Consider the following 19,293-nt stretch of genomic DNA (forward strand, 5'->3'; position numbering starts at 1 on the left):
GTCTTTAGAGGTTTCGTGTGTTTAGGTGTTGGCTGATGTCCTTCAGTCTTTGTATTATCAGTGCTGTTCATGCAGAAGAAGAATCAACAGAGCAAGAAATGCCTTCTCCGCTTCAGGGTCAGGTCGAGCTCGGCTACCAAAGACATACGGGTAATACAAATACAGAATCACTTAATGTAAATATATTAGCTGAATATACCAAAGGGAGACACCGAACGACGGGCAAATGGGAATTTTACCGACTTGATAAATATGGCGGTGAATACAAGAGAAAATCGACCTATACGCTACAGTCCGACTACAAAATTAGCCCTAGGGGCTATGTGTATGGTAGTTTCAATGGCATTGATTCTAAATACAGCGCTTATTTTAAGGACTATACCTTCTCGGCAGGTTACGGTTACCAATTGACACATACTGATGTGCTAACCATTGAGCTTGAAATCGGCCCAGGGTATCGATATCAAAAACCTAATCTCGATGAACTCGACGATGATGATCTGATTTTTCCTGAAACGGTAAGAGAACCGATTACCCGAGGAAATGCCAGAATCGATTGGAGTCTGACCAAAACAGTGACACTGGGCGGAGATGTTACCGTTGTCTCAGGGGATAGTAACACATTGCTGACCACCAATATCAATCTGACCAATGATATTACTCAAAACCTCGCTTTGAAGCTGGATTACTCTCGTTCATATCACTCACGCGTCCCTGATAGTCTCAAAAAAGCGGACAGTGCAACCTCGATCAATGTTGTCTATCATTTCTGAACGCTACAACATTTCTGAATACTGAAACAATATTTTCTGTGGTTTGCAAGCATAAAAAAACACCAGCATAAGCTGGTGTTTTTAATACTGGATCGGCTGGGAAATTATTCAGCAACAATCTGTAGTTTAACTTCTGCAAACACTTCAGAATGAAGTTGAATGCTGATGTCATACTCACCAACGTTGCGTAGAGCACCTTCAGGAAGACGAACTTCACTTTTGCTCACTTCAACACCAGCAGCAGTCACTGCATCAGCAATATCGCGAGTACCGATAGAACCGAACAGTTTTCCTTCTTCACCAGCTTTTGATGCAATCACAACCGCTTCCAAAGCGTTTACTTTGTCAGCACGTGATTGTGCAGCAGCCAATTGCTCAGCAACTTGAGCTTCTAATTCGGCACGACGGTGCTCAAACATCTCAACGTTTGTTTTAGTTGCCATAACTGCTTTACCTTGAGGGATAAGAAAGTTACGAGCATAACCAGATTTTACGTTGACTGTATCACCAAGACCACCTAGGTTACCGATTTTATCAAGTAGAATAACTTGCATTGTTTAATCCTCTTTCTTAATAAACGGTGCCGATTACTGATGCTTGTCAGTATATGGCAATAGAGCTAGGTAGCGAGCACGCTTAATAGCACGAGCTAGCTGACGCTGATATTTAGCGCTAGTACCAGTAATACGGCTTGGTACAATTTTACCAGCTTCAGTAATATAGTTTTTAAGAGTTGCTACATCTTTGTAATCAATCTCTTGGACGCCTTCTGCAGTAAAACGACAGAATTTACGACGGCGGAAGAAACGAGCCATGGGCTATCTCCTGATCTAAATTTGAGTAATCTCTTGAGCATGAAGCACCAGTTTTCCGACACCATTTCGGTCGGTCTGGTAAGTAACAAAGCCACTGACCTTGATGCTGCTGCCCTGTACTAAGTTATGAGTGAAAGACTGTGACCGCTGACCACTAACCACGACGGGCATACGACAATAAACCTGTCTGGGTAAATCCGCTTCAACAGCAACCGAACGATGTTCTAACCAAAAACGACAATGTTCGATACCTGACGGACTCTGGCTTCGAATGGGATGCTTGACAATCGTACCGCTAAGTTCCATCCGATTGGTCATAGAATTAATTACTCAGCAACGTCTGCACTGTTGTTTTCTTCTGATTTCACTTCTTCACGCTTAGAACGCTCTTCACGAGCTTTCAGCATGATTGATGGTTCAGTCACAGCAGACTTAGTACGCATAATCATGTTACGCAGAACTGCATCGTTAAAACGGAAAGCAGTTTCCAGTTCATCAACAACTGACTGCTCAGCTTCTACGTTCATCAGAACATAGTGCGCTTTGTGCAGTTTGTTAATTGGGTATGCAAGTTGACGACGTCCCCAATCTTCCAGACGGTGAATAGTACCGCCAGCTTCAGTGATAGAACCAGTGTAACGCTCGATCATGCCAGCAACTTGCTCGCTTTGATCTGGGTGCACCATGAATACGATTTCGTAATGACGCATGTTTGCTCCTTACGGATTATTCAGCTTCCACAATTGGCCCGGTCGTCCAGAGGAAGCAAGGAACGATAAATAAGTGACCAGGAATTTAAGAGGTGGAATAGTACAGAAAGGAAGCAGTATTAGCAAGCGAAATATGACTTGGAGGCACCATAAAATAAAGGACGAACATCTTGTTCGTCCTTTATATCAATCACACTAATCTTCATCGACAAATTGAGCCTGAAGATAGTTCTCTAAACCCGTCATTTCAATCAAACCAAGCTGGGTTTCAAGCCAATCCACATGCTCCTCTTCATCTGCTAAGATGTCTAGAAACAAGTCTCTGGAAACATAATCACGAATATCTTCAGCATAAGCAATTGCCTCTTTCAAATCAGGGATGGCAGCCATCTCTAATTTAAGATCACATTCGAGCATTTCTTGAGTATCTTCACCAATCAGCAGTTTTCCCAAATCCTGTAAGTTCGGGAGACCTTCTAAAAACAGTATCCGTTCAATCAAATGATCAGCGTGTTTCATCTCATCAATTGATTCATGGTACTCTTTATCCGCCAACTGTTTGAGCCCCCAATCTTTATACATTCGTGCATGTAAGAAATACTGGTTGATTGCAATCAGTTCATTGGCCAGAATTTTGTTCAGATGTTGAATAATTATTGGATCGCCTTTCATGACAAAACCTCCTCTTTGGCTCTATTAACTTTAGAACCCAACAGAAAAGTGTCAAATTTTAATCTGTAAAAACAGATAATTAGTTTTAACTAACTTACTTGTTGATACTGAGATGCAACTGTTTCGTTCAAGATTTCCTTTGCCTGACGGACACACTTTCCGCATTGAGTCCCCAATGCAGTACAGCGCCGAATTCCTTTCATATCGCAAATGCCATCTTCAAGAATGAGCTTACGCAGCTTTTTATCAGAAACAGAATGACAGAGACAAACGATCATAATGGCACCACACATATGACAATACATAATACAAATATAAACGATAATCGTTATTATTTCTATAATTAAGTATTGCTCTGCATATTACCATGAGCTGACCGTCTTCAGCGGGGTTTTAGAGATGGCAATAAAAAAGGGAAGCCAGTGGCTTCCCTTTTTTTAACTCGTGTTAGCTCAAATCATTATGCAACGATTTTTGCTACAACACCAGCACCAACTGTACGACCGCCTTCACGGATCGCAAAACGCAGACCTTCATCCATCGCGATTGGTGCAATCAGGTCTACAACCATTTTCACGTTATCGCCTGGCATGACCATCTCTACGCCTTCTGGAAGCTCGATGCTACCTGTTACGTCTGTTGTACGGAAGTAGAACTGTGGTCGATAGCCTTTGAAAAATGGCGTATGACGACCACCTTCATCTTTCGACAACACATAAACTTCTGATTCAAACTTCGTATGCGGCGTGATTGAACCTGGTTTCGCCAAAACTTGACCACGTTCTACATCATCACGCTTCGTTCCACGCAGTAATACACCTACGTTCTCACCTGCACGACCTTCGTCAAGCAGTTTACGGAACATTTCTACACCTGTACAAGTCGTCTTCGTTGTATCTTTTACACCAACAATTTCAACTTCGTCACCAACTCGGATGATACCTTGCTCTACACGACCTGTAACAACTGTTCCACGGCCCTGAATTGAGAAAACGTCTTCGATTGGCAGCAGGAATGCTTGGTCAATAACTCGCTCTGGCTCTGGAATGTACTCATCAAGTGCGTTCGCTAACTCAACGATTTTCTCTTCCCATTGCGCTTCACCGTTCAGTGCGCCCAGCGCTGAACCCTGAATCACTGGCAGATCGTCTCCTGGGAAATCGTATTCTGAAAGCAATTCACGAACTTCCATTTCTACCAGCTCAAGCAACTCTTCATCATCAACCATGTCACATTTGTTCATGAATACGATGATGTAAGGAATACCTACCTGACGACCAAGCAAGATGTGCTCACGTGTTTGCGGCATTGGACCATCAGTCGCTGCCACAACAAGGATACCACCATCCATCTGCGCCGCACCTGTGATCATGTTTTTAACATAGTCAGCGTGTCCGGGACAGTCTACGTGTGCGTAGTGACGTGACGGAGTATCGTACTCTACGTGCGAAGTCGCGATCGTGATGCCGCGCTCACGCTCTTCTGGTGCGTTATCGATTGACGCAAAGTCACGGGCTGCTCCGCCGTGTACTTTAGCAAGTACCGTACAGATTGCTGCTGTTAGTGTTGTTTTACCGTGGTCAACGTGGCCGATAGTACCAACGTTTACGTGCGGTTTCGTACGTTCAAATTTTTCTTTAGACACGATCGTGTTCCTTCCTAATTATGATTCACTCTAAGTAACGTCCACCTAAAGTGCGCCAGAAATTGCTATTTTATGCGTCAACGTTCGTCAACGCAATAGATTCGTTATTAACCAGTATTTGTGTTTTATCGACAAATAAAGGTTAACCACGCTCAGCGACAATTGCATCAGCAATGTTTTTCGGCACTTCTGAGTACTCAGAAAACTCCATTGAATACGAAGCACGCCCTTGCGTCGCAGAACGCAGATCAGTTGCGTAACCAAACATCTCTGAAAGTGGGACTTTGGCATGCATAATCTTCAGCCCTGCCGGACCATCATCCATACCTTCGATAAGGCCGCGGCGGCGATTCAAGTCACCCACGACATCACCCATCCAATCTTCCGGAGTAGTTACTTCAACTTTCATCAGCGGTTCAAGAATAACAGGGGTCGCTTGAAGCGCTCCTTTCTTGAATGCCATTGAGCCAGCGATCTTAAACGCTATCTCACTTGAATCGACATCGTGGAATGAACCATCAAAGAGTGTCGCTTTGATATCCAAGACAGGATAACCAGCAAGCACACCGTTGTTCATTTGTTCCTCGATACCTTTTGCGACCGGGTTAATGAATTCCTTAGGAATCGCCCCACCCACAATTTCGTCGACAAAAACAAAGCCTTCACCGGGCTCAGAGGGCTCAATTTTTAGCCATACATGACCATACTGACCACGTCCCCCTGACTGGCGAACAAACTTGCCTTCGACTTCCGCTTTACCACGAATGGTTTCACGATAAGCAACCTGAGGTTTGCCCACGTTGCAATCCACGCTAAATTCACGCTTCATTCGATCAACAATGATATCCAAGTGAAGTTCACCCATGCCTGATATCAATGTCTGACCAGTTTCAGCATCCGTTTCAACACGGAATGATGGATCTTCAGCTGCCAGTTTTCCGAGGGCAATCCCCATTTTTTCCTGATCAGCTTTAGAGCGGGGTTCTACAGCGATTTGAATCACAGGTTGAGGAAACTCCATTCGTTCCAGAATAACCTTATGATTTTGATCGCAAAGCGTGTCCCCTGTTGTCACATCTTTTAAGCCAATCGCAGCAGCAATGTCACCGGCACGAACTTCTTTGACTTCTTCACGTTTATTCGAATGCAACTGAACAATACGTCCAACCCGTTCACGTTTTTGTTTGACCGAGTTGTAGACAGAATCCCCGGAATTCAATACACCGGAATAGACCCGAACAAAGGTCAGAGTACCAACAAATGGGTCTGTCGCGATCTTGAATGCAAGTGCTGAAAAGGGTTCCGAGTCATCCGCGTGACGCTCGATATCATTTTCATGCTCATCAATTCCTTTAATCGATGGGACATCGACCGGTGACGGCAAAAATTCAATCACAGCATCCAGTACAGCCTGAACCCCTTTGTTCTTAAATGCACTACCGCAAGTCGCCAGAACAATCTCATTATTCAGAGTGCGAGTCCGCAAACCGAGCTTAATCTCGTCTTCGCTTAATTCACCCTCTTCCAGGTATTTATCCATCAGCTCTTCATTAGCTTCAGCAGCAGACTCCACCATATGGCTACGCCATTCTTCAGCCAATTCGAGCATATCTGCTGGGATATCTTCATAGGTGAAAGTCATTCCCTGGTCTTCCTCAGTCCAGTTAATTGCTTTCATCTTGAACAGATCAATAACACCTTTAAATTTATCTTCTGCACCGATATTCAATTGAATCGGTACAGGGGTTGCGCCTAGTCGATCTTTAATTTGATTTACCACACGCAAGAAATCTGCACCAGCACGGTCCATCTTATTCACGAAAACTAATCTCGGAACATGATATTTATCCGCCTGACGCCATACTGTCTCAGACTGAGGTTCAACACCAGAGGAACCACAAAAAACGACCACTGCACCATCAAGTACACGAAGAGAACGCTCGACCTCAATGGTGAAGTCAACATGTCCGGGAGTATCGATAATGTTGATACGATGATCGGGGAATTGCGCCTGCATACCACGCCAAAATGTGGTCGTCGCAGCAGAGGTAATGGTGATACCGCGTTCCTGCTCTTGCTCCATCCAGTCCATGGTTGCTGCACCATCGTGAACTTCGCCAATTTTATGAGACAGGCCGGTGTAGAACAGAATACGCTCAGTAGTGGTTGTCTTTCCTGCGTCTACATGAGCACATATACCGATGTTACGGTAGCGCTCGATAGGAGTTTTACGAGCCACGGTTGTATCCTCTTAACTAAGGTGGACCTTAGAAAATAGAAAAGTACTGCGGGTATCCCCGCAGTACAGGAGGTATTACCAACGGTAATGAGCAAACGCTTTGTTTGCATCAGCCATACGGTGAACGTCTTCACGTTTCTTAACCGCAGAGCCTTTGTTTTCAGCAGCATCTAGCATTTCAGCAGCCAGACGAGCAGCCATAGATTTCTCACCACGCTTACGCGCAGCTTCAACTAACCAACGCATCGCAAGTGCGTTACGGCGAACCGGACGAACCTCTACAGGAACTTGGTAAGTTGAACCACCCACACGACGAGATTTAACCTCAACCGCTGGGCGAACATTTTCAAGAGCTTCTTCAAATACAGATAAGTGGCCTTTACCAGATTTCTCAGCCATAGTATCTAATGCAGTATAAACAATCTTTTCTGCAACTGATTTCTTTCCGTCAACCATAAGGATGTTGACGAATTTTGCCAGCAGTTCAGACTTGAACTTCGGATCTGGAAGGATCTTACGCTGACCAATTACGCGACGACGTGGCATGGATATTCTCCGTTGTCTTCTTCAGGTTATCCAAAACTTTTCAGTTTCTTCAAAATTAATATTTAAATTAGTGTTTGGCCTTACTTAACGCTTATTTCAACAGAGAAACATTAAGATTTAGGACGCTTCACACCGTACTTAGAACGACCTTGTTTACGGTCATTAACACCCGCACAGTCAAGTGCGCCACGGACAGTGTGGTAACGAACACCCGGAAGGTCTTTAACACGACCACCACGGATCAAAACAACACTGTGCTCTTGTAGGTTGTGACCTTCACCACCGATGTATGAAGTAACTTCAAAACCGTTGGTTAAACGTACACGACATACTTTACGAAGTGCTGAGTTAGGTTTTTTTGGTGTAGTTGTGTAAACACGAGTACATACACCACGTTTTTGTGGGCACGCTTCTAGTGCTGGCACGTTGCTTTTTACAACTTGCTTCACACGAGGTTTGCGAACCAACTGGTTAATAGTTGCCATTAACTAGCTCCTGATTTACTGAAAGTAAGCTTTGTGAAAAATCTATACCCTATACAAATAGGGACGCAAAATTCTATACACCGCGGCTAGATGTGTCAAGAAATATACAGTTTTTTTAGAGGGGCAGGAAATCTTATTCCCAAGTCATTGTACTGTGGCTATGTTCCGTCAATTCAACAAACCCCAAATAATCAGTTATCGTTGTCGAAGGACTGATACGGTGATAAATGCCTCGGGCTTTGGCATCGGCTTGCAAAACAAACACAGTTTTACCTTCCAGCAATTCAAACGCATGATGCAAAGGGTTTGCCGCATAAACTGCGTCTTCGATCAATAAGATAGTATCTTGCTCAGAATAAAAGGGGTGGACTCGCTTCAATGCAGCGTCTGTTTTAATCACATGTAGCATAAGGTGTCTCAAAAACTCAAAACTTTATCTGCCTGATGCAGAATCTCTATCATGGCTTGGTCCTGCACAGAGGTCACAGGGATGATCAAATCATCTTGCGTCACTCCCCGCTGCAATAATGCCGTCTCGGAGACAAAGACCTGATCAATATCGTACAGATCGAGTAGTTTAAGCATTGGTGCATAATCCTTGCAGAGAATATCGTCTGTTTCTTGCTCCTGCAGGAGTTGTAATACGCCATCTCCCATGAAAACGACTGCAATATTTTCACTATAAGCAGAGGCCGCTAACAACGCATCAACCCCTTCTCTTCCGGAACTTCGACCGTGAGGTGCGTGATGAAAAACATAAATCAAACGATTCAAAACTGTATGACCCTATCTTGTGTCAACATTGCTTCAGCTAAACTCCCCAGACCTGTCTGCACAAATTCGCCGGCCAGATTATCTTTAAAAACACAATGTTGGGTCGCCTCTTTTTCACTCAAAATGCCTCGTCTCAAAGACGCTGCAACACAGGTTTCAAGACTGACACTATGCTCTTTCGCCAAATTTTGCCAAGCTTTGGCAAGATCAAATTCATCATTGGCCGGTACTGATAATGAAGTTCCATTCGTCACACCGTCCTGATAGAAAAACACACTCACCAGTGTGTGACCTTTCTGGAGTAAAGCGCGCGCAAACTGATAAGCACTCCGGGCTGACTGGGTGCCGTACAGTGGCCCATTGACCACCAACGTGTAAGTCAGAACACTCATTTTTCATCATCCTCTGTCTTACGCTGACGAATATAGAGGTACACCGTATGTTTTGATATATTCAGACGAGCAGCAACACGATTGATCGCATCTTTAATATCAAAGATGCCTTTATCGTATAATGCCATCACAATCTGTCGGTTCTTGGTATTATTCGATACCGATTTATCCGCATTGATTTCTTCGATCGTTCGCTCGACGGTCTGATCCACCAGCTCTTCAACATCACTGGCAAAATTGACTGATGATGCCGCATCTTGTACATCTTGATTTGGCATGAATGACTGTAGTATCTGAGAAAACGGGGCATCGAGATTGACATTAATACAGAGCAACCCAATCACTCGATTTTCACCGTTACGGATAGCAATCGTGATGGATTTCATTAATACACCACCTTTTGCCCGGGTAAAATAAGAGCGGGAAAAATTCCGTTCTGACCCTTCAATATCTTTCAGCATCTTCAACGCTAAATCCGTAATCGGAGAACCAACCTGACGCCCGGTATTCTCACCATTGGCAATTCTGATAGCAGAAGTATTCAAGTCTTCCAATGAATGCAATACGATTTCACAGAAAGGACCGATCAGGCTTGCCAGACCATCTACCATTGCCTCATAAGAACGGAGAATGATTTTATCATGCTCTGTAAACGGTTTTACATGCACAGATTCAATTTCCAGTAACATGTCAGCATTGAGTGTCTCTGTCATCGCCACGTTGTTCCAGCCTTCGAAAATATCAACAAATAAATGTAAGTTTATCAGAAAATTTTAAAGTACCGCTAAGCTATCGTATCAACAACTGATTTAAAACAAATTTATGACGACAAATAAAAAAAAGACCTGATAAATCAGGCCTTTTTATTGCATATAAATAGCTTGAACGACTATTTCACCGTCACAGCTTATTATTTACTTGTTTTCTTAGCGTTATCCGCTTTTTCAACTTTCAACAATTCAACTTCAAATACCAGTGTTGAATCAGCAGGAATCGACGGAGTATCTCTGTCACCATAAGCCAGTTCTGGTGGAATGACAAACTTGTATTTAGCCCCAACTGTCATCAGTTGAACACCCTCAGTCCAACCCGGAATGACGCGATCCAGTGGGAATGTCGCAGGCTCACCACGGTCATAAGAACTATCGAACTGGGTACCATCGATCAGTGTCCCTTTATAGTGGACTTGAACTGTATCTGTCGCTTTTGGTGATTTGCCAGTCCCTTTCGTGATCACTTGATACAGCAGACCTGACTTCGTTTTCTTCACACCGTCTTGTTTTTCAAACTTGGCACGGAAATCATCACCAGCTTTTTTGTTCGCTTCTGCTTTCTCTTTGGCTTTTGTTGTTGACAATGTATTGAGTCGCTTATCGAAATCTTCCAATGCTTTACGAGCATCTTCATCTGTCATCGCTGATTTATCAGCAAATGCATTTTGAATCCCTTGCAGCACAATATCTTTATCCAGCGTAATGCCATATTCTTTGGGTTTTTCAAGACTTGTACTCAGATAATTAGCAAAAGAGACACCAATGGCATAAGCTGCTTTCTCATCATCTGACTTAAACTGAACCGCTGCTGGTTTAGCAGCATCCTGAGTGGCAGCTTGCGTTTCTTGTTTTCCTTCATCTTGACAGCCTGCTGCAAGCATCACAGCGGCAGCAAGAAACGACACTTTTAACAATGATTTCATTCAATTCTCCAAATATGTGGGCAAACCTTTTGTAATTACTCATAATTTCTTGACTAAAATTGATGAGCAACACATTGTTATACAAATATAACGTGATGTGATCCGAATGTCTTTAACTCTCAATGGAAATTCAGACTGATGCGAATATTTTCCCTTTATCTATTCATGTTAATTGTCAGTGTGACGTTAAATGGGTGCTTTTTCTTCACATCTCCTATTCAAAAATGGGAGATCACCCCAGAAGGAGCAACGGCTTTCGGTCTGAGCCGGGACGGTAGATTTGCCCTAACCTATTCTCAAAAAAATCAGCTCCAGCTCTGGGATCTTTCTGAAAACAAACGACTCGCACTCCTTGGCTCCCTCGATCAACAAAACAGCACTGTGACCAAAATTAGAATTTCAGACAATGATCGCTATGCCGTGACAGCCGGACAGAATAATTTCGCGGTCTGGGACTTAGCCTGGACACAGTCTAAAGGGCTCTGGTCGATTTCGGATGGACTCATCAGAGATATTGATCTTTCAAAAGATGGCGAACAAGTTCTGATGGGTCTATCCAACGGTAAAGCGATTTACGTGGACTTAGTCAGCGGAAGACGCATGGAGTTCCTTGCACATCACGAGAAAGTTAACTCTGTTGCATTATCGCCCAATGGTCGCTTTGCCCTAACCGGTGGCAATGACTATCAGGCCTATCTATGGGACACGAGATCGGGTCAAATACTGAGAAAATTTGAACATGAACAACGTGTTGTTCGCGTCGCACTGCAGAGAGACGGTAATTTTGCATTTACATCCGATGGCGGAAATGAAGCTAGAGTTTGGGATTTACATTCCGGTCAGGAAGTCTCCCATCTCCACAGTTTCGCCAGACAACTCATATTTTCTACGGTGCGATTTTCTGATGACGGGACGCAACTCATTACCGGAACCCCTTCCGGCTACGTTGCGGTCTGGGATACACAAAGCGGCAAACAACTTGCTAAATTTTCAACGGAGCCACCAAAAGTGGATCCACCACCACGTTCTGTCGTGTATGATGTTGCCTTTGATCAACAACATCATGTCATATCAGCAAGCTCTGCTGGTATTGCAGAAGCTTGGGAATTGGATGAGTAATAAAATGGCCGCAGAAGAAGTAGAACGACTAGAAGCTCGAATCAATGATTTGGAGTGCCAATTGGCATTTCAGGAAGATACTATCGAAGCGCTCAATCAAGCTCTCAGCCAACAGCAGCAAACCATTTCTCGGATGCAGGACCAGATGAAATTCATCGTAGGGAAGCTCAAGAACGTTAACGAGTCACCGATGGCAGATCAATCTCAAGAGACGCCACCACCTCATTATTGATGTGACCAAGAATAAGTCAGAATCTCATTAATCTAATACAGATAAAAATAGACAATCACAATACCAGCAACAACTAAACAGCCACCGATTCGCCGTAGCAAAGAATTCGGTTGCTGGCTTAACTGGGAAAGCATTCGACGCCAGCCATTGGGGATAAGTAATGGACCAAGTCCTTCAGCAATCAGCAATAAACCGACTGCCAACCATATTGAATGAGACATAAAATTTAATTCCAAAATAAAGGCTCCGAAAGGAGCCTTTATACTATGCTTGCGACAGATATACTATGCTTGGTACTTATTTCGCATTTTTACCCTTTGAGTTCTTCATATAACGGAAAAACTCACTTTCCGGATCAAGCACCAAAATATCACTTTTCTGGTTGAAAGACTCTTCATAAGCCTTTAAAGAACGCAGGAAGGTAAAGAACTCAGGATCTTGACTATATGAGTCCGAATAAATTTTAGCAGCTTTCGCATCCGCTTCACCACGCGTTACACGAGCCGTTTTATCGGCCTCTGCAAGAATCGTGGCTACTTCAAGCTCAGCCTGAGCCTTAATGATTTCAGCCTTCTCACGACCTTGTGAACGGTGTTTACGCGCGACAGACTCACGTTCCGCTCTCATCCGCTTGTAAATCGACTCACTGATCTCATCGGGTAAGTTGATTTTTTTCATCCGAAAATCAACAACATAAACACCCAAATCTTTCATCGCACTTTCACGAGTACTCAACAAAACTTCGTCCATAATCTGATCTCGCTGACCATCTATTTTCAAAGCTTCCTTGGCCGCTTCCGTGGTCACAACTTCCGCATCTTCGCTATCAGGCAGGACATCATCATTCAGCGGACCAGATACGATCTGTTTAATCTCCCGAGAACCGATTTCAGACCGTAATACGTCGGTCACCTTTCTTTCCAACAGCGATTGAGCAGTTAAAGCACTCCCGCCTCCTGTTGCCAGATAATAGGTACCAAAATCCTGAATCCGCCACTTCACATAAGAATCGATGATGACATCTTTTTTCTCTGCGGTCACAAACCGATCTGAACGGCCATCCATGGTCTGAATACGGGCTTCAAGCACTTTGACCGAGTCAAATAACGGCATTTTAAAATGCAGTCCCGGCTCATAGATACGTGCGATTTCACCATCTTTTAAAACGCGTCCAAAGCGAACGACGATGCCGCGCTCTCCTTCATGAATGACAAATACAGACATGAGAAAAACAATCAGAAATAGCACCAATACAGGGATTATTAACTTACGCATTCTTAGTATCTCCCTTGTCGTGAACCAGTACGTGGCTGTGCTTTATCTTTCTTACCACTTTTCTGTGATTCAAGTTCGATATGATCATAAAGTGGCGATGATTTCAAATCTCTCTTGGTCTGCGTATCTCCTTGCCCTGATAATTTATCAATTGGCAGATAAAGCAAGTTACCGCTCGATTTCGAATCAATCAGAATTTTCGATGAATGAGTATAAACAGCTTGCATCGTATCGAGGTACAAACGGTTTCTTGTCACTTCCGGTGCTGCTTTATATTCAGGAAGCAATTTGTCAAACTGAGCGACCTGACCGGAGGCTTCATTTAACACCCGTTCACTATACCCTAGAGCTTCTTTTTTCACTCGCTCTGCACGACCAGTCGCTTTAGGAAGCACCTCATTTTTATAGGCTTCAGCTTCACGAATGAAACGTTCTTCATCCTCCCGCGCTGCAATTGCGTCATCAAACGCATCTTTAACCTGTTCCGGCGGACGCGCCGACTGGAAGTTCACATCAACAATCATTAAGCCCATATCATATTTCTTAATGATGTCATTCAATGTGTTTTGAGTCGTTTCGCGAATCTTCTGACGGCCACTGGTCAAAATGCTATCCATCAACGAGTCACCAACGACGGCTCGCAATGCAGAATCAGTCGCTTGACGTAAACTATCATCAGCACTCGTGACCTGATAAAGATACTTATATGGATCCGCCACCCGATACTGAATATCCATTCCGACGGTGACCACATTTTCATCTTTTGTCAGCATCAGACCTTGTGCCCGTAATGAACGGATCGCCTGCACATTGACGGGTTCTACTTCATCAATAAAGCGAGCCCGCCAGTTCAGACCGGGACTAACAATGTGATCGAACTTACCCAATCTCAGTAGCACACCCCGCTCGGCTTCACCGATGGTATAAAATCCGGAGAAAAACCAAACTGCAACAGCGATAACAGCAATGATTCCAAATCCAATAGAACCACCTCCAGGAAAAGAGGATCCTTTACTGCCGCCTCCTTTCTTACCAAATTTACCGCTAATTTTTTGGCTCAGTTTATTGAAGACTTCATCCAGATCCGGTGGTCCCTGATCTCGTCCACCACGGTCACCATGGTCCTTATTGCCCCACGGATCTTTATCACGGTCATTATTACCATTACCGTTGTTATTACCAGGCTCATTCCACGCCATTAGTAATCTCCATCATTTGATATGACGTTATACTGTAGCAGTCCTTTAAGTAACTATAAAGTCACACAAAACTGCGTGTTCTCTTTTTTCTAGTCTAGACCAATCCGCCTGTTGCATACGAATAGAAATTAATAAATTTCCTTGTTGATCATATGATTCCTGCAAAATTGATCGATTCTTGAAGAAGAAGCTGCGCATACGGCCCTGATGTTCAGGTGGAATACACAGTTGATATTGAACGATTTGTCCGGCTAAACGTTCTGTCAGCGCTTGGAAAAGTAGCTCAATACCAAGTCCTTCCATTGCTGAAACCCAAACGATTCGAGGGACACCTTCGTCATCTCGTTCAATTCTGGGTTGCTGACTTTCCATATTGTCGATTTTGTTCATCACCAGCAGAACCGGAACTTCATCTGCTTCAATTTCAGCAAGCACATCATCGACAGCTCTTATATTGTCACGAAAACGCTCATCACTTGCATCGACAACATGTAACAAAATGTCAGCTTCCTGAGTTTCTTGTAATGTTGCTTTAAAAGCAGCCACCAAATCGTGGGGCAAATGACGAATAAATCCCACCGTATCGGCCAAAATTGCAGTACCCACATCTTCGAGTTGCATTCTTCTCAACGTGGGGTCTAATGTTGCAAATAGCTGATCGGCAGCATAAACACCGGCCTCGGTAATACAGTTAAATAGTGTCGATTTACCAGCATTTGTATAACCAACGAGTGATATCGTCGGAACTTCAGCACGGTTTCGAGCTCTACGCCCTTGTTCTCGTTGTTTCGCAACTTTTTCTAAGCGACGCAGTATCGCTTTAATTCGTTCACGCAATAGACGTCGGTCTGTTTCTAGCTGTGTTTCTCCAGGCCCCCGAAGACCAATCCCGCCTTTCTGGCGTTCAAGGTGTGTCCAACCCCGAACCAGTCGTGTGGACAAATGGCGAAGCTGGGCAAGTTCGACTTGTAGCTTCCCTTCATGGGTTCGAGCTCGCTGAGCAAAGATATCAAGGATCAAACCAGTACGATCAATCACTCGACATTGACACAACGTTTCAAGGTTGCGCTCTTGGGCAGGAGAAAGGGCATGGTTGAAGATCACGATTTCAGCTTCAGTTTGCATCACAGCTTGTGCGATTTCCTGAGCTTTGCCCTCACCGACGTAGTATTTGGGGTGCGGAGCCTGACGACTACCCGTTATCACTTGTAGTGTCGTGACTCCAGCGGAACTAACCAGCATTTCACACTCGCTGAGATCTTCCCACTCCCCTTCTTGCGTAAAGTTGATATGAACAAGTACGGCTCGCTCACCGGCTTCATAACGGTCAAACAAGCTATCAACTCCTTATAAGATATTGTATATGATTAATCGTCTGATTTATCTGATGAACGCTCATTAGCAGGACGATCACCATGATGGCTTACCGCACGGGCTGGCACAACAGTTGAAATCGCGTGCTTATACACCATCTGATTCACTGTATTTTTCAACAGAATAACAAACTGATCAAACGATTCGATCTGGCCCTGCAATTTAATACCATTAACCAAATAAATGGATACAGGAATACGCTCGCGACGTAATGCATTTAAGAATGGGTCTTGTAGAGATTGCCCCTTAGCCATTTTATTTTCCTTATTTTCTATTTGTATTAATTATTTAGCTAGTGGTACACCAAGCTTTGTGCAGCCTTTGCATCCGAGCTAAACGAATAAAGTAACATCCTGAGACACTCAAGTTATGGCGCTTCTGAACCAAAATTTCAAGTGACATGTCCATAAAGGATGTACGACACAAAAACGATCACATTATACACAGCGTACCCGATAAGAAGCTATCGAATTCGATATAATTTCATACGCTTGGTCAATATTTTCACTATCTAGCCAAGTCAGATCATTCCAGCTACGGAGCCATGTGATCTGGCGTTTGGCTAATTGACGTGTGGCACAAATACCACGATAAATCGCTTCATCAAGCGAACAATTCCCGTCTAAATACTCCCACATCTGTCGGTAACCGACACAACGAATAGAAGGCAAATCAGCATGAAGCGCTTGACGAGCATATAACGCTTTGACCTCATCTTCAAATCCGGCTTCGATCATCTTGTTAAAGCGAATTTCAATTCGCCGGTGAAGCTCGGATCGTTCCTGAGGTGCAATCGCGAACTGTACCACATCAAATGGTAGCACTTCTCCCTTTGTTCGCGTCAATTCCGTCAAAGTTTTTCCAGAAATTCGATAAACTTCTAACGCTCTGGATAACCTTTGCGGATCATTCGGATGGATCCGTTCAGCCGACTCAGGATCAATCTCAGCAAGCTGTTGATGCAGGGCCGGCCATCCCGAATCGGCAGCTTCTTGTTCAATTTGTTGTCGAATCTCAGCGTCAGCTGCCGGTAAAGGGGATAACCCTTCGAGTAATGCTTTAAAATACAGCATCGTGCCACCAACTAAGAGGGGGATCTTACCGTTGCGCACAATTGCTTGCATATGCTGAAGCGCATCCCGACGAAAATCAGCCGCTGAATAGGCTATTTCCGGTTCCAGAATATCGATTAATCGATGGGGAGCCTGTGCCAGCTCCGCTGCCGTCGGTTTAGCGGTGCCGATATTCATGCCTCGGTAAATCAATGCTGAATCAACACTAATGATTTCAATAGGAAAATGCTGACATAGTCGGATTGCTAAATCAGTTTTCCCCGATGCGGTTGGCCCCATTAAAAATAAGGCCAGAGGTCGTTGTTGGCTCATGAGTTAAATGCTGTAATCGTTGCCGAAAAATCCACCGGACGAACAAACGCCCTATCTTCTAAAGGTAGTTGCTCAACATAAAGCTGCTCAACTTCAGCGATGAGTTGAATCGCTTGTGACAAAGTGTAGTCACTTGGGTCGGCATTCGCATAATCAGCGAGCCATTCTGTCACACAGGCTAGCACTGCGGATGGATCGTTCTGGTTTAAAGAAGAGGCGTAAGATACCAGATCTGGAATTAATTTCTGCAAATTCTGCTGCCGGAGCGGTTGCGGGACACTCATCACCATCAAGGTATCGGTTGAACGCTTTTTCAACTCAATGCCGAGTCGTAAGAAAACGTCCTGATACGATGTCGCGCAGGATAGCTGCTCACGCGTCACCTTCAAAGATAGGGGAACTAAAAGCGGCTGTCCTTTGCGGGATTGCGAGGTGGCATCAAGCTGTCTTTGCAGCCTCAAGTGATTAGCTCTCGCAAGTGCAACCATACAACAGGATGTCCCTGAACTCATGAGTAGGAACTTCCCTTGAATCACCGCAACAGCTTTACCCAGAGCCCTGACTTCATTCGTCTCAATACTATCAAACACGTCTTGGGGATGATGTGTATCCGCTACAGATGACGGCTGATCAGAGGAACCATGGGGGACGCTCATTAATTGCTGATAAATTTTTGCTTCTTTCAGGGACGTCGCTTTGGTCTGACTCCGGCTCCCTGAGTTGCCCCCTCCAGCAGGAGAAGAGGAGCGACCAGATTGTGACTGCCAAGGTTGGGAGATGCTGCTTTCCCGAACACCACCCCGAGCATCCTCTGAACTCACTCTTCCCGGATAAGATGGCGTTTTGTCAATTGCATCGAATAATTGCGGTGAAAGTTGAGTCGGTTCTGACGGTTCATCTGCCTCATCTGCCGTCTGATGATGAAATGCGGATCGACTGACCTCCGGCTCATCAATATGTTGCCCTTGTGCAAGCGCACTGCTGATGGCCTGATAGATAAAATCGTGAACCAAACGAGCCTGATGAAAACGCACTTCATGTTTCGCCGGATGAACATTGACATCGACCTGTCTCGGATCTAACTCAATATACAGCGCATAAGCCGCATACTGGTCAGGACTTAGGCTCCTTTCGTAACTCTGGCGGATGGCATGATTAATCAGCTTATCTTTCATCATACGGCCGTTGACATAACAATATTGCAAGTCACTTTGTTGTCTCGCCCCTTCAGGGGTCGAGATCCATCCATGTAGTATCAGTCCTTGATGTTCAAGTTCAACCTTCAACATATGCCGGACGAATGGCTGGCCAAAGACGGCAGCAATGCGTTTTTCTTTTTGTGGTTCAGTTTGCGCGGCACGATACTGACGTACCATTTTGCCATTATGTTTCAGGAAAATCGTGATATCAAAGCGACTTAATGCAATCCGCTTGAGCACTTCTTCGATATGGGTAAATTCGGTTTTCTCTGTCCGTAAAAATTTCCTTCTGGCTGGCGTATTAAAAAACAGGTCCAAAACTTCAACCGTTGTGCCCACAGGATGGGCGGCAGGTTGCAGTTGCACGGCCATATCCCGACCTTCACTATAAGCCAGCCATGCCTCATCCTGCGTTGCCGGACGCGATGTTAACGAAAGACGAGAAACTGAACTGATACTTGCCAGGGCTTCTCCCCGAAACCCCAGACTGATAATCGCTTCCAGATCATCAAGAGAATGAATTTTTGAGGTCGCGTGACGACTGAGCGCCAGCGTGAGTTCGTCTTTTTCAATCCCATGCCCGTTATCTCTGACACGGATCAGCTTCGCCCCCCCTTTCTCAATATCAATATCAATTCGGGTTGCACCGGAATCCAGACTATTTTCAACCAACTCTTTTACGACTGAGGCAGGTCTTTCAACAACTTCTCCGGCCGCAATCTGGTTTGCCAGCCGAGCAGGTAAAATTTTTATCGTCATAGGG

25 protein-coding genes are annotated in these 19,293 nt (G+C 44.4%); 3 read left to right on the plus strand and 22 right to left on the minus strand.

Annotated elements, in window-relative coordinates; translation table 11 throughout:
• Positions 1 to 17 precede the first annotated feature (17 nt).
• Positions 18 to 773 (plus strand): DUF481 domain-containing protein, encoded by a 756-nt coding sequence (locus OCU60_RS15830; protein WP_205410526.1) that lies wholly within the window; start codon positions 18 to 20, stop codon positions 771 to 773.
• A gap of 104 nt (positions 774 to 877) precedes the next feature.
• On the opposite strand, the gene rplI is transcribed toward OCU60_RS15830, so the two are convergent.
• The 15 genes from rplI to fkpA form a co-directional block, all read right to left on the minus strand.
• Positions 878 to 1,327 (minus strand): 50S ribosomal protein L9, encoded by a 450-nt coding sequence (gene rplI, locus OCU60_RS15835; RefSeq protein ID WP_074374472.1) that lies wholly within the window; start codon positions 1,325 to 1,327, stop codon positions 878 to 880.
• A gap of 33 nt (positions 1,328 to 1,360) precedes the next feature.
• Complete coding sequence (gene rpsR / locus OCU60_RS15840) at positions 1,361 to 1,588, minus strand: 30S ribosomal protein S18 (RefSeq protein WP_000090471.1); 228 nt, start codon at positions 1,586 to 1,588, stop codon at positions 1,361 to 1,363.
• A gap of 15 nt (positions 1,589 to 1,603) precedes the next feature.
• Entirely contained in the window at positions 1,604 to 1,906 is a 303-nt protein-coding gene (gene priB, locus OCU60_RS15845) for a primosomal replication protein N (protein WP_074374473.1), read from the minus strand.
• Positions 1,907 to 1,914: 8 nt separating this feature from the next.
• Positions 1,915 to 2,298, minus strand: coding sequence for a 30S ribosomal protein S6 (rpsF, locus tag OCU60_RS15850; protein WP_021021813.1), 384 nt, complete (start codon positions 2,296 to 2,298; stop codon positions 1,915 to 1,917).
• 195 nt (positions 2,299 to 2,493) lie between these two features.
• Positions 2,494 to 2,970 carry a bacterioferritin gene (gene bfr / locus OCU60_RS15855; protein ID WP_074374474.1) on the minus strand — a complete coding sequence of 159 codons (477 nt, stop codon included), beginning with the start codon at positions 2,968 to 2,970 and terminating at the stop codon, positions 2,494 to 2,496.
• 89 nt (positions 2,971 to 3,059) lie between these two features.
• Positions 3,060 to 3,248 carry a (2Fe-2S)-binding protein gene (locus OCU60_RS15860; RefSeq protein ID WP_074374475.1) on the minus strand — a complete coding sequence of 63 codons (189 nt, stop codon included), beginning with the start codon at positions 3,246 to 3,248 and terminating at the stop codon, positions 3,060 to 3,062.
• A 182-nt stretch (positions 3,249 to 3,430) separates the two neighbouring features.
• A complete protein-coding gene (gene tuf, locus OCU60_RS15865; RefSeq protein ID WP_182287811.1) occupies positions 3,431 to 4,615 on the minus strand; it encodes an elongation factor Tu in 1,185 nt (394 codons plus the stop codon).
• Between the two features lie 142 nt (positions 4,616 to 4,757).
• Complete coding sequence (gene fusA, locus OCU60_RS15870; protein WP_074372938.1) at positions 4,758 to 6,854, minus strand: elongation factor G; 2,097 nt, start codon at positions 6,852 to 6,854, stop codon at positions 4,758 to 4,760.
• A 75-nt stretch (positions 6,855 to 6,929) separates the two neighbouring features.
• Complete coding sequence (rpsG, locus tag OCU60_RS15875; RefSeq protein WP_074372937.1) at positions 6,930 to 7,400, minus strand: 30S ribosomal protein S7; 471 nt, start codon at positions 7,398 to 7,400, stop codon at positions 6,930 to 6,932.
• 110 nt (positions 7,401 to 7,510) lie between these two features.
• Positions 7,511 to 7,885, minus strand: coding sequence for a 30S ribosomal protein S12 (gene rpsL, locus OCU60_RS15880; RefSeq protein ID WP_004737194.1), 375 nt, complete (start codon positions 7,883 to 7,885; stop codon positions 7,511 to 7,513).
• 133 nt (positions 7,886 to 8,018) lie between these two features.
• Positions 8,019 to 8,294: a sulfurtransferase complex subunit TusB gene (tusB, locus tag OCU60_RS15885; RefSeq protein WP_074372936.1), complete on the minus strand. Its 276-nt coding sequence runs from the start codon at positions 8,292 to 8,294 to the stop codon at positions 8,019 to 8,021.
• Between the two features lie 8 nt (positions 8,295 to 8,302).
• Positions 8,303 to 8,659 (minus strand): sulfurtransferase complex subunit TusC, encoded by a 357-nt coding sequence (tusC, locus tag OCU60_RS15890; protein WP_074372935.1) that lies wholly within the window; start codon positions 8,657 to 8,659, stop codon positions 8,303 to 8,305.
• The gene (gene tusD, locus OCU60_RS15895) at positions 8,656 to 9,051 is read right to left on the minus strand and encodes a sulfurtransferase complex subunit TusD (protein WP_074372934.1); all 396 of its coding nucleotides are present in this window, start codon (positions 9,049 to 9,051) and stop codon (positions 8,656 to 8,658) included. The genes tusC and tusD overlap by 4 nt, the downstream gene beginning before the upstream one ends.
• A complete protein-coding gene (locus OCU60_RS15900) occupies positions 9,048 to 9,764 on the minus strand; it encodes a helix-turn-helix transcriptional regulator (RefSeq protein WP_074372933.1) in 717 nt (238 codons plus the stop codon). The genes tusD and OCU60_RS15900 overlap by 4 nt, the downstream gene beginning before the upstream one ends.
• Before the next feature lie 197 nt (positions 9,765 to 9,961).
• Positions 9,962 to 10,747 carry an FKBP-type peptidyl-prolyl cis-trans isomerase gene (gene fkpA, locus OCU60_RS15905; RefSeq protein WP_074372932.1) on the minus strand — a complete coding sequence of 262 codons (786 nt, stop codon included), beginning with the start codon at positions 10,745 to 10,747 and terminating at the stop codon, positions 9,962 to 9,964.
• A 138-nt stretch (positions 10,748 to 10,885) separates the two neighbouring features.
• On the opposite strand from fkpA, the gene OCU60_RS15910 reads away from it, so the two are divergent.
• On the plus strand, positions 10,886 to 11,866 hold the full coding sequence (locus OCU60_RS15910) for a WD40 repeat domain-containing protein (RefSeq protein ID WP_074372931.1): 981 nt from the start codon (positions 10,886 to 10,888) through the stop codon (positions 11,864 to 11,866).
• Between the two features lie 4 nt (positions 11,867 to 11,870).
• On the plus strand, positions 11,871 to 12,098 hold the full coding sequence (locus tag OCU60_RS15915; protein WP_074372930.1) for a SlyX family protein: 228 nt from the start codon (positions 11,871 to 11,873) through the stop codon (positions 12,096 to 12,098).
• Between the two features lie 32 nt (positions 12,099 to 12,130).
• On the opposite strand, the gene OCU60_RS15920 is transcribed toward OCU60_RS15915, so the two are convergent.
• The 7 genes from OCU60_RS15920 to mutL all read right to left on the minus strand — a co-directional run bounded on the left by OCU60_RS15920 (position 12,131) and on the right by mutL (position 19,289).
• Positions 12,131 to 12,319, minus strand: coding sequence for a DUF2065 domain-containing protein (locus tag OCU60_RS15920; RefSeq protein ID WP_021021726.1), 189 nt, complete (start codon positions 12,317 to 12,319; stop codon positions 12,131 to 12,133).
• A 76-nt stretch (positions 12,320 to 12,395) separates the two neighbouring features.
• Positions 12,396 to 13,373 carry a protease modulator HflC gene (gene hflC / locus OCU60_RS15925; RefSeq protein ID WP_074372929.1) on the minus strand — a complete coding sequence of 326 codons (978 nt, stop codon included), beginning with the start codon at positions 13,371 to 13,373 and terminating at the stop codon, positions 12,396 to 12,398.
• 2 nt (positions 13,374 to 13,375) lie between these two features.
• A complete protein-coding gene (gene hflK, locus OCU60_RS15930) occupies positions 13,376 to 14,572 on the minus strand; it encodes an FtsH protease activity modulator HflK (RefSeq protein ID WP_074372928.1) in 1,197 nt (398 codons plus the stop codon).
• A gap of 45 nt (positions 14,573 to 14,617) precedes the next feature.
• Complete coding sequence (hflX, locus tag OCU60_RS15935) at positions 14,618 to 15,907, minus strand: ribosome rescue GTPase HflX (protein ID WP_074372927.1); 1,290 nt, start codon at positions 15,905 to 15,907, stop codon at positions 14,618 to 14,620.
• Between the two features lie 32 nt (positions 15,908 to 15,939).
• On the minus strand, positions 15,940 to 16,200 hold the full coding sequence (hfq, locus tag OCU60_RS15940; RefSeq protein ID WP_021021730.1) for an RNA chaperone Hfq: 261 nt from the start codon (positions 16,198 to 16,200) through the stop codon (positions 15,940 to 15,942).
• Between the two features lie 183 nt (positions 16,201 to 16,383).
• On the minus strand, positions 16,384 to 17,331 hold the full coding sequence (gene miaA / locus OCU60_RS15945) for a tRNA (adenosine(37)-N6)-dimethylallyltransferase MiaA (RefSeq protein ID WP_074372926.1): 948 nt from the start codon (positions 17,329 to 17,331) through the stop codon (positions 16,384 to 16,386).
• Positions 17,328 to 19,289, minus strand: coding sequence for a DNA mismatch repair endonuclease MutL (mutL, locus tag OCU60_RS15950; protein WP_074372925.1), 1,962 nt, complete (start codon positions 19,287 to 19,289; stop codon positions 17,328 to 17,330). Before mutL ends, miaA begins: the two co-directional genes overlap by 4 nt.
• Positions 19,290 to 19,293 lie beyond the last annotated feature (4 nt).

Source organism: Vibrio spartinae, assembly GCF_024347135.1.
Lineage (GTDB): Bacteria > Pseudomonadota > Gammaproteobacteria > Enterobacterales > Vibrionaceae > Vibrio > Vibrio spartinae.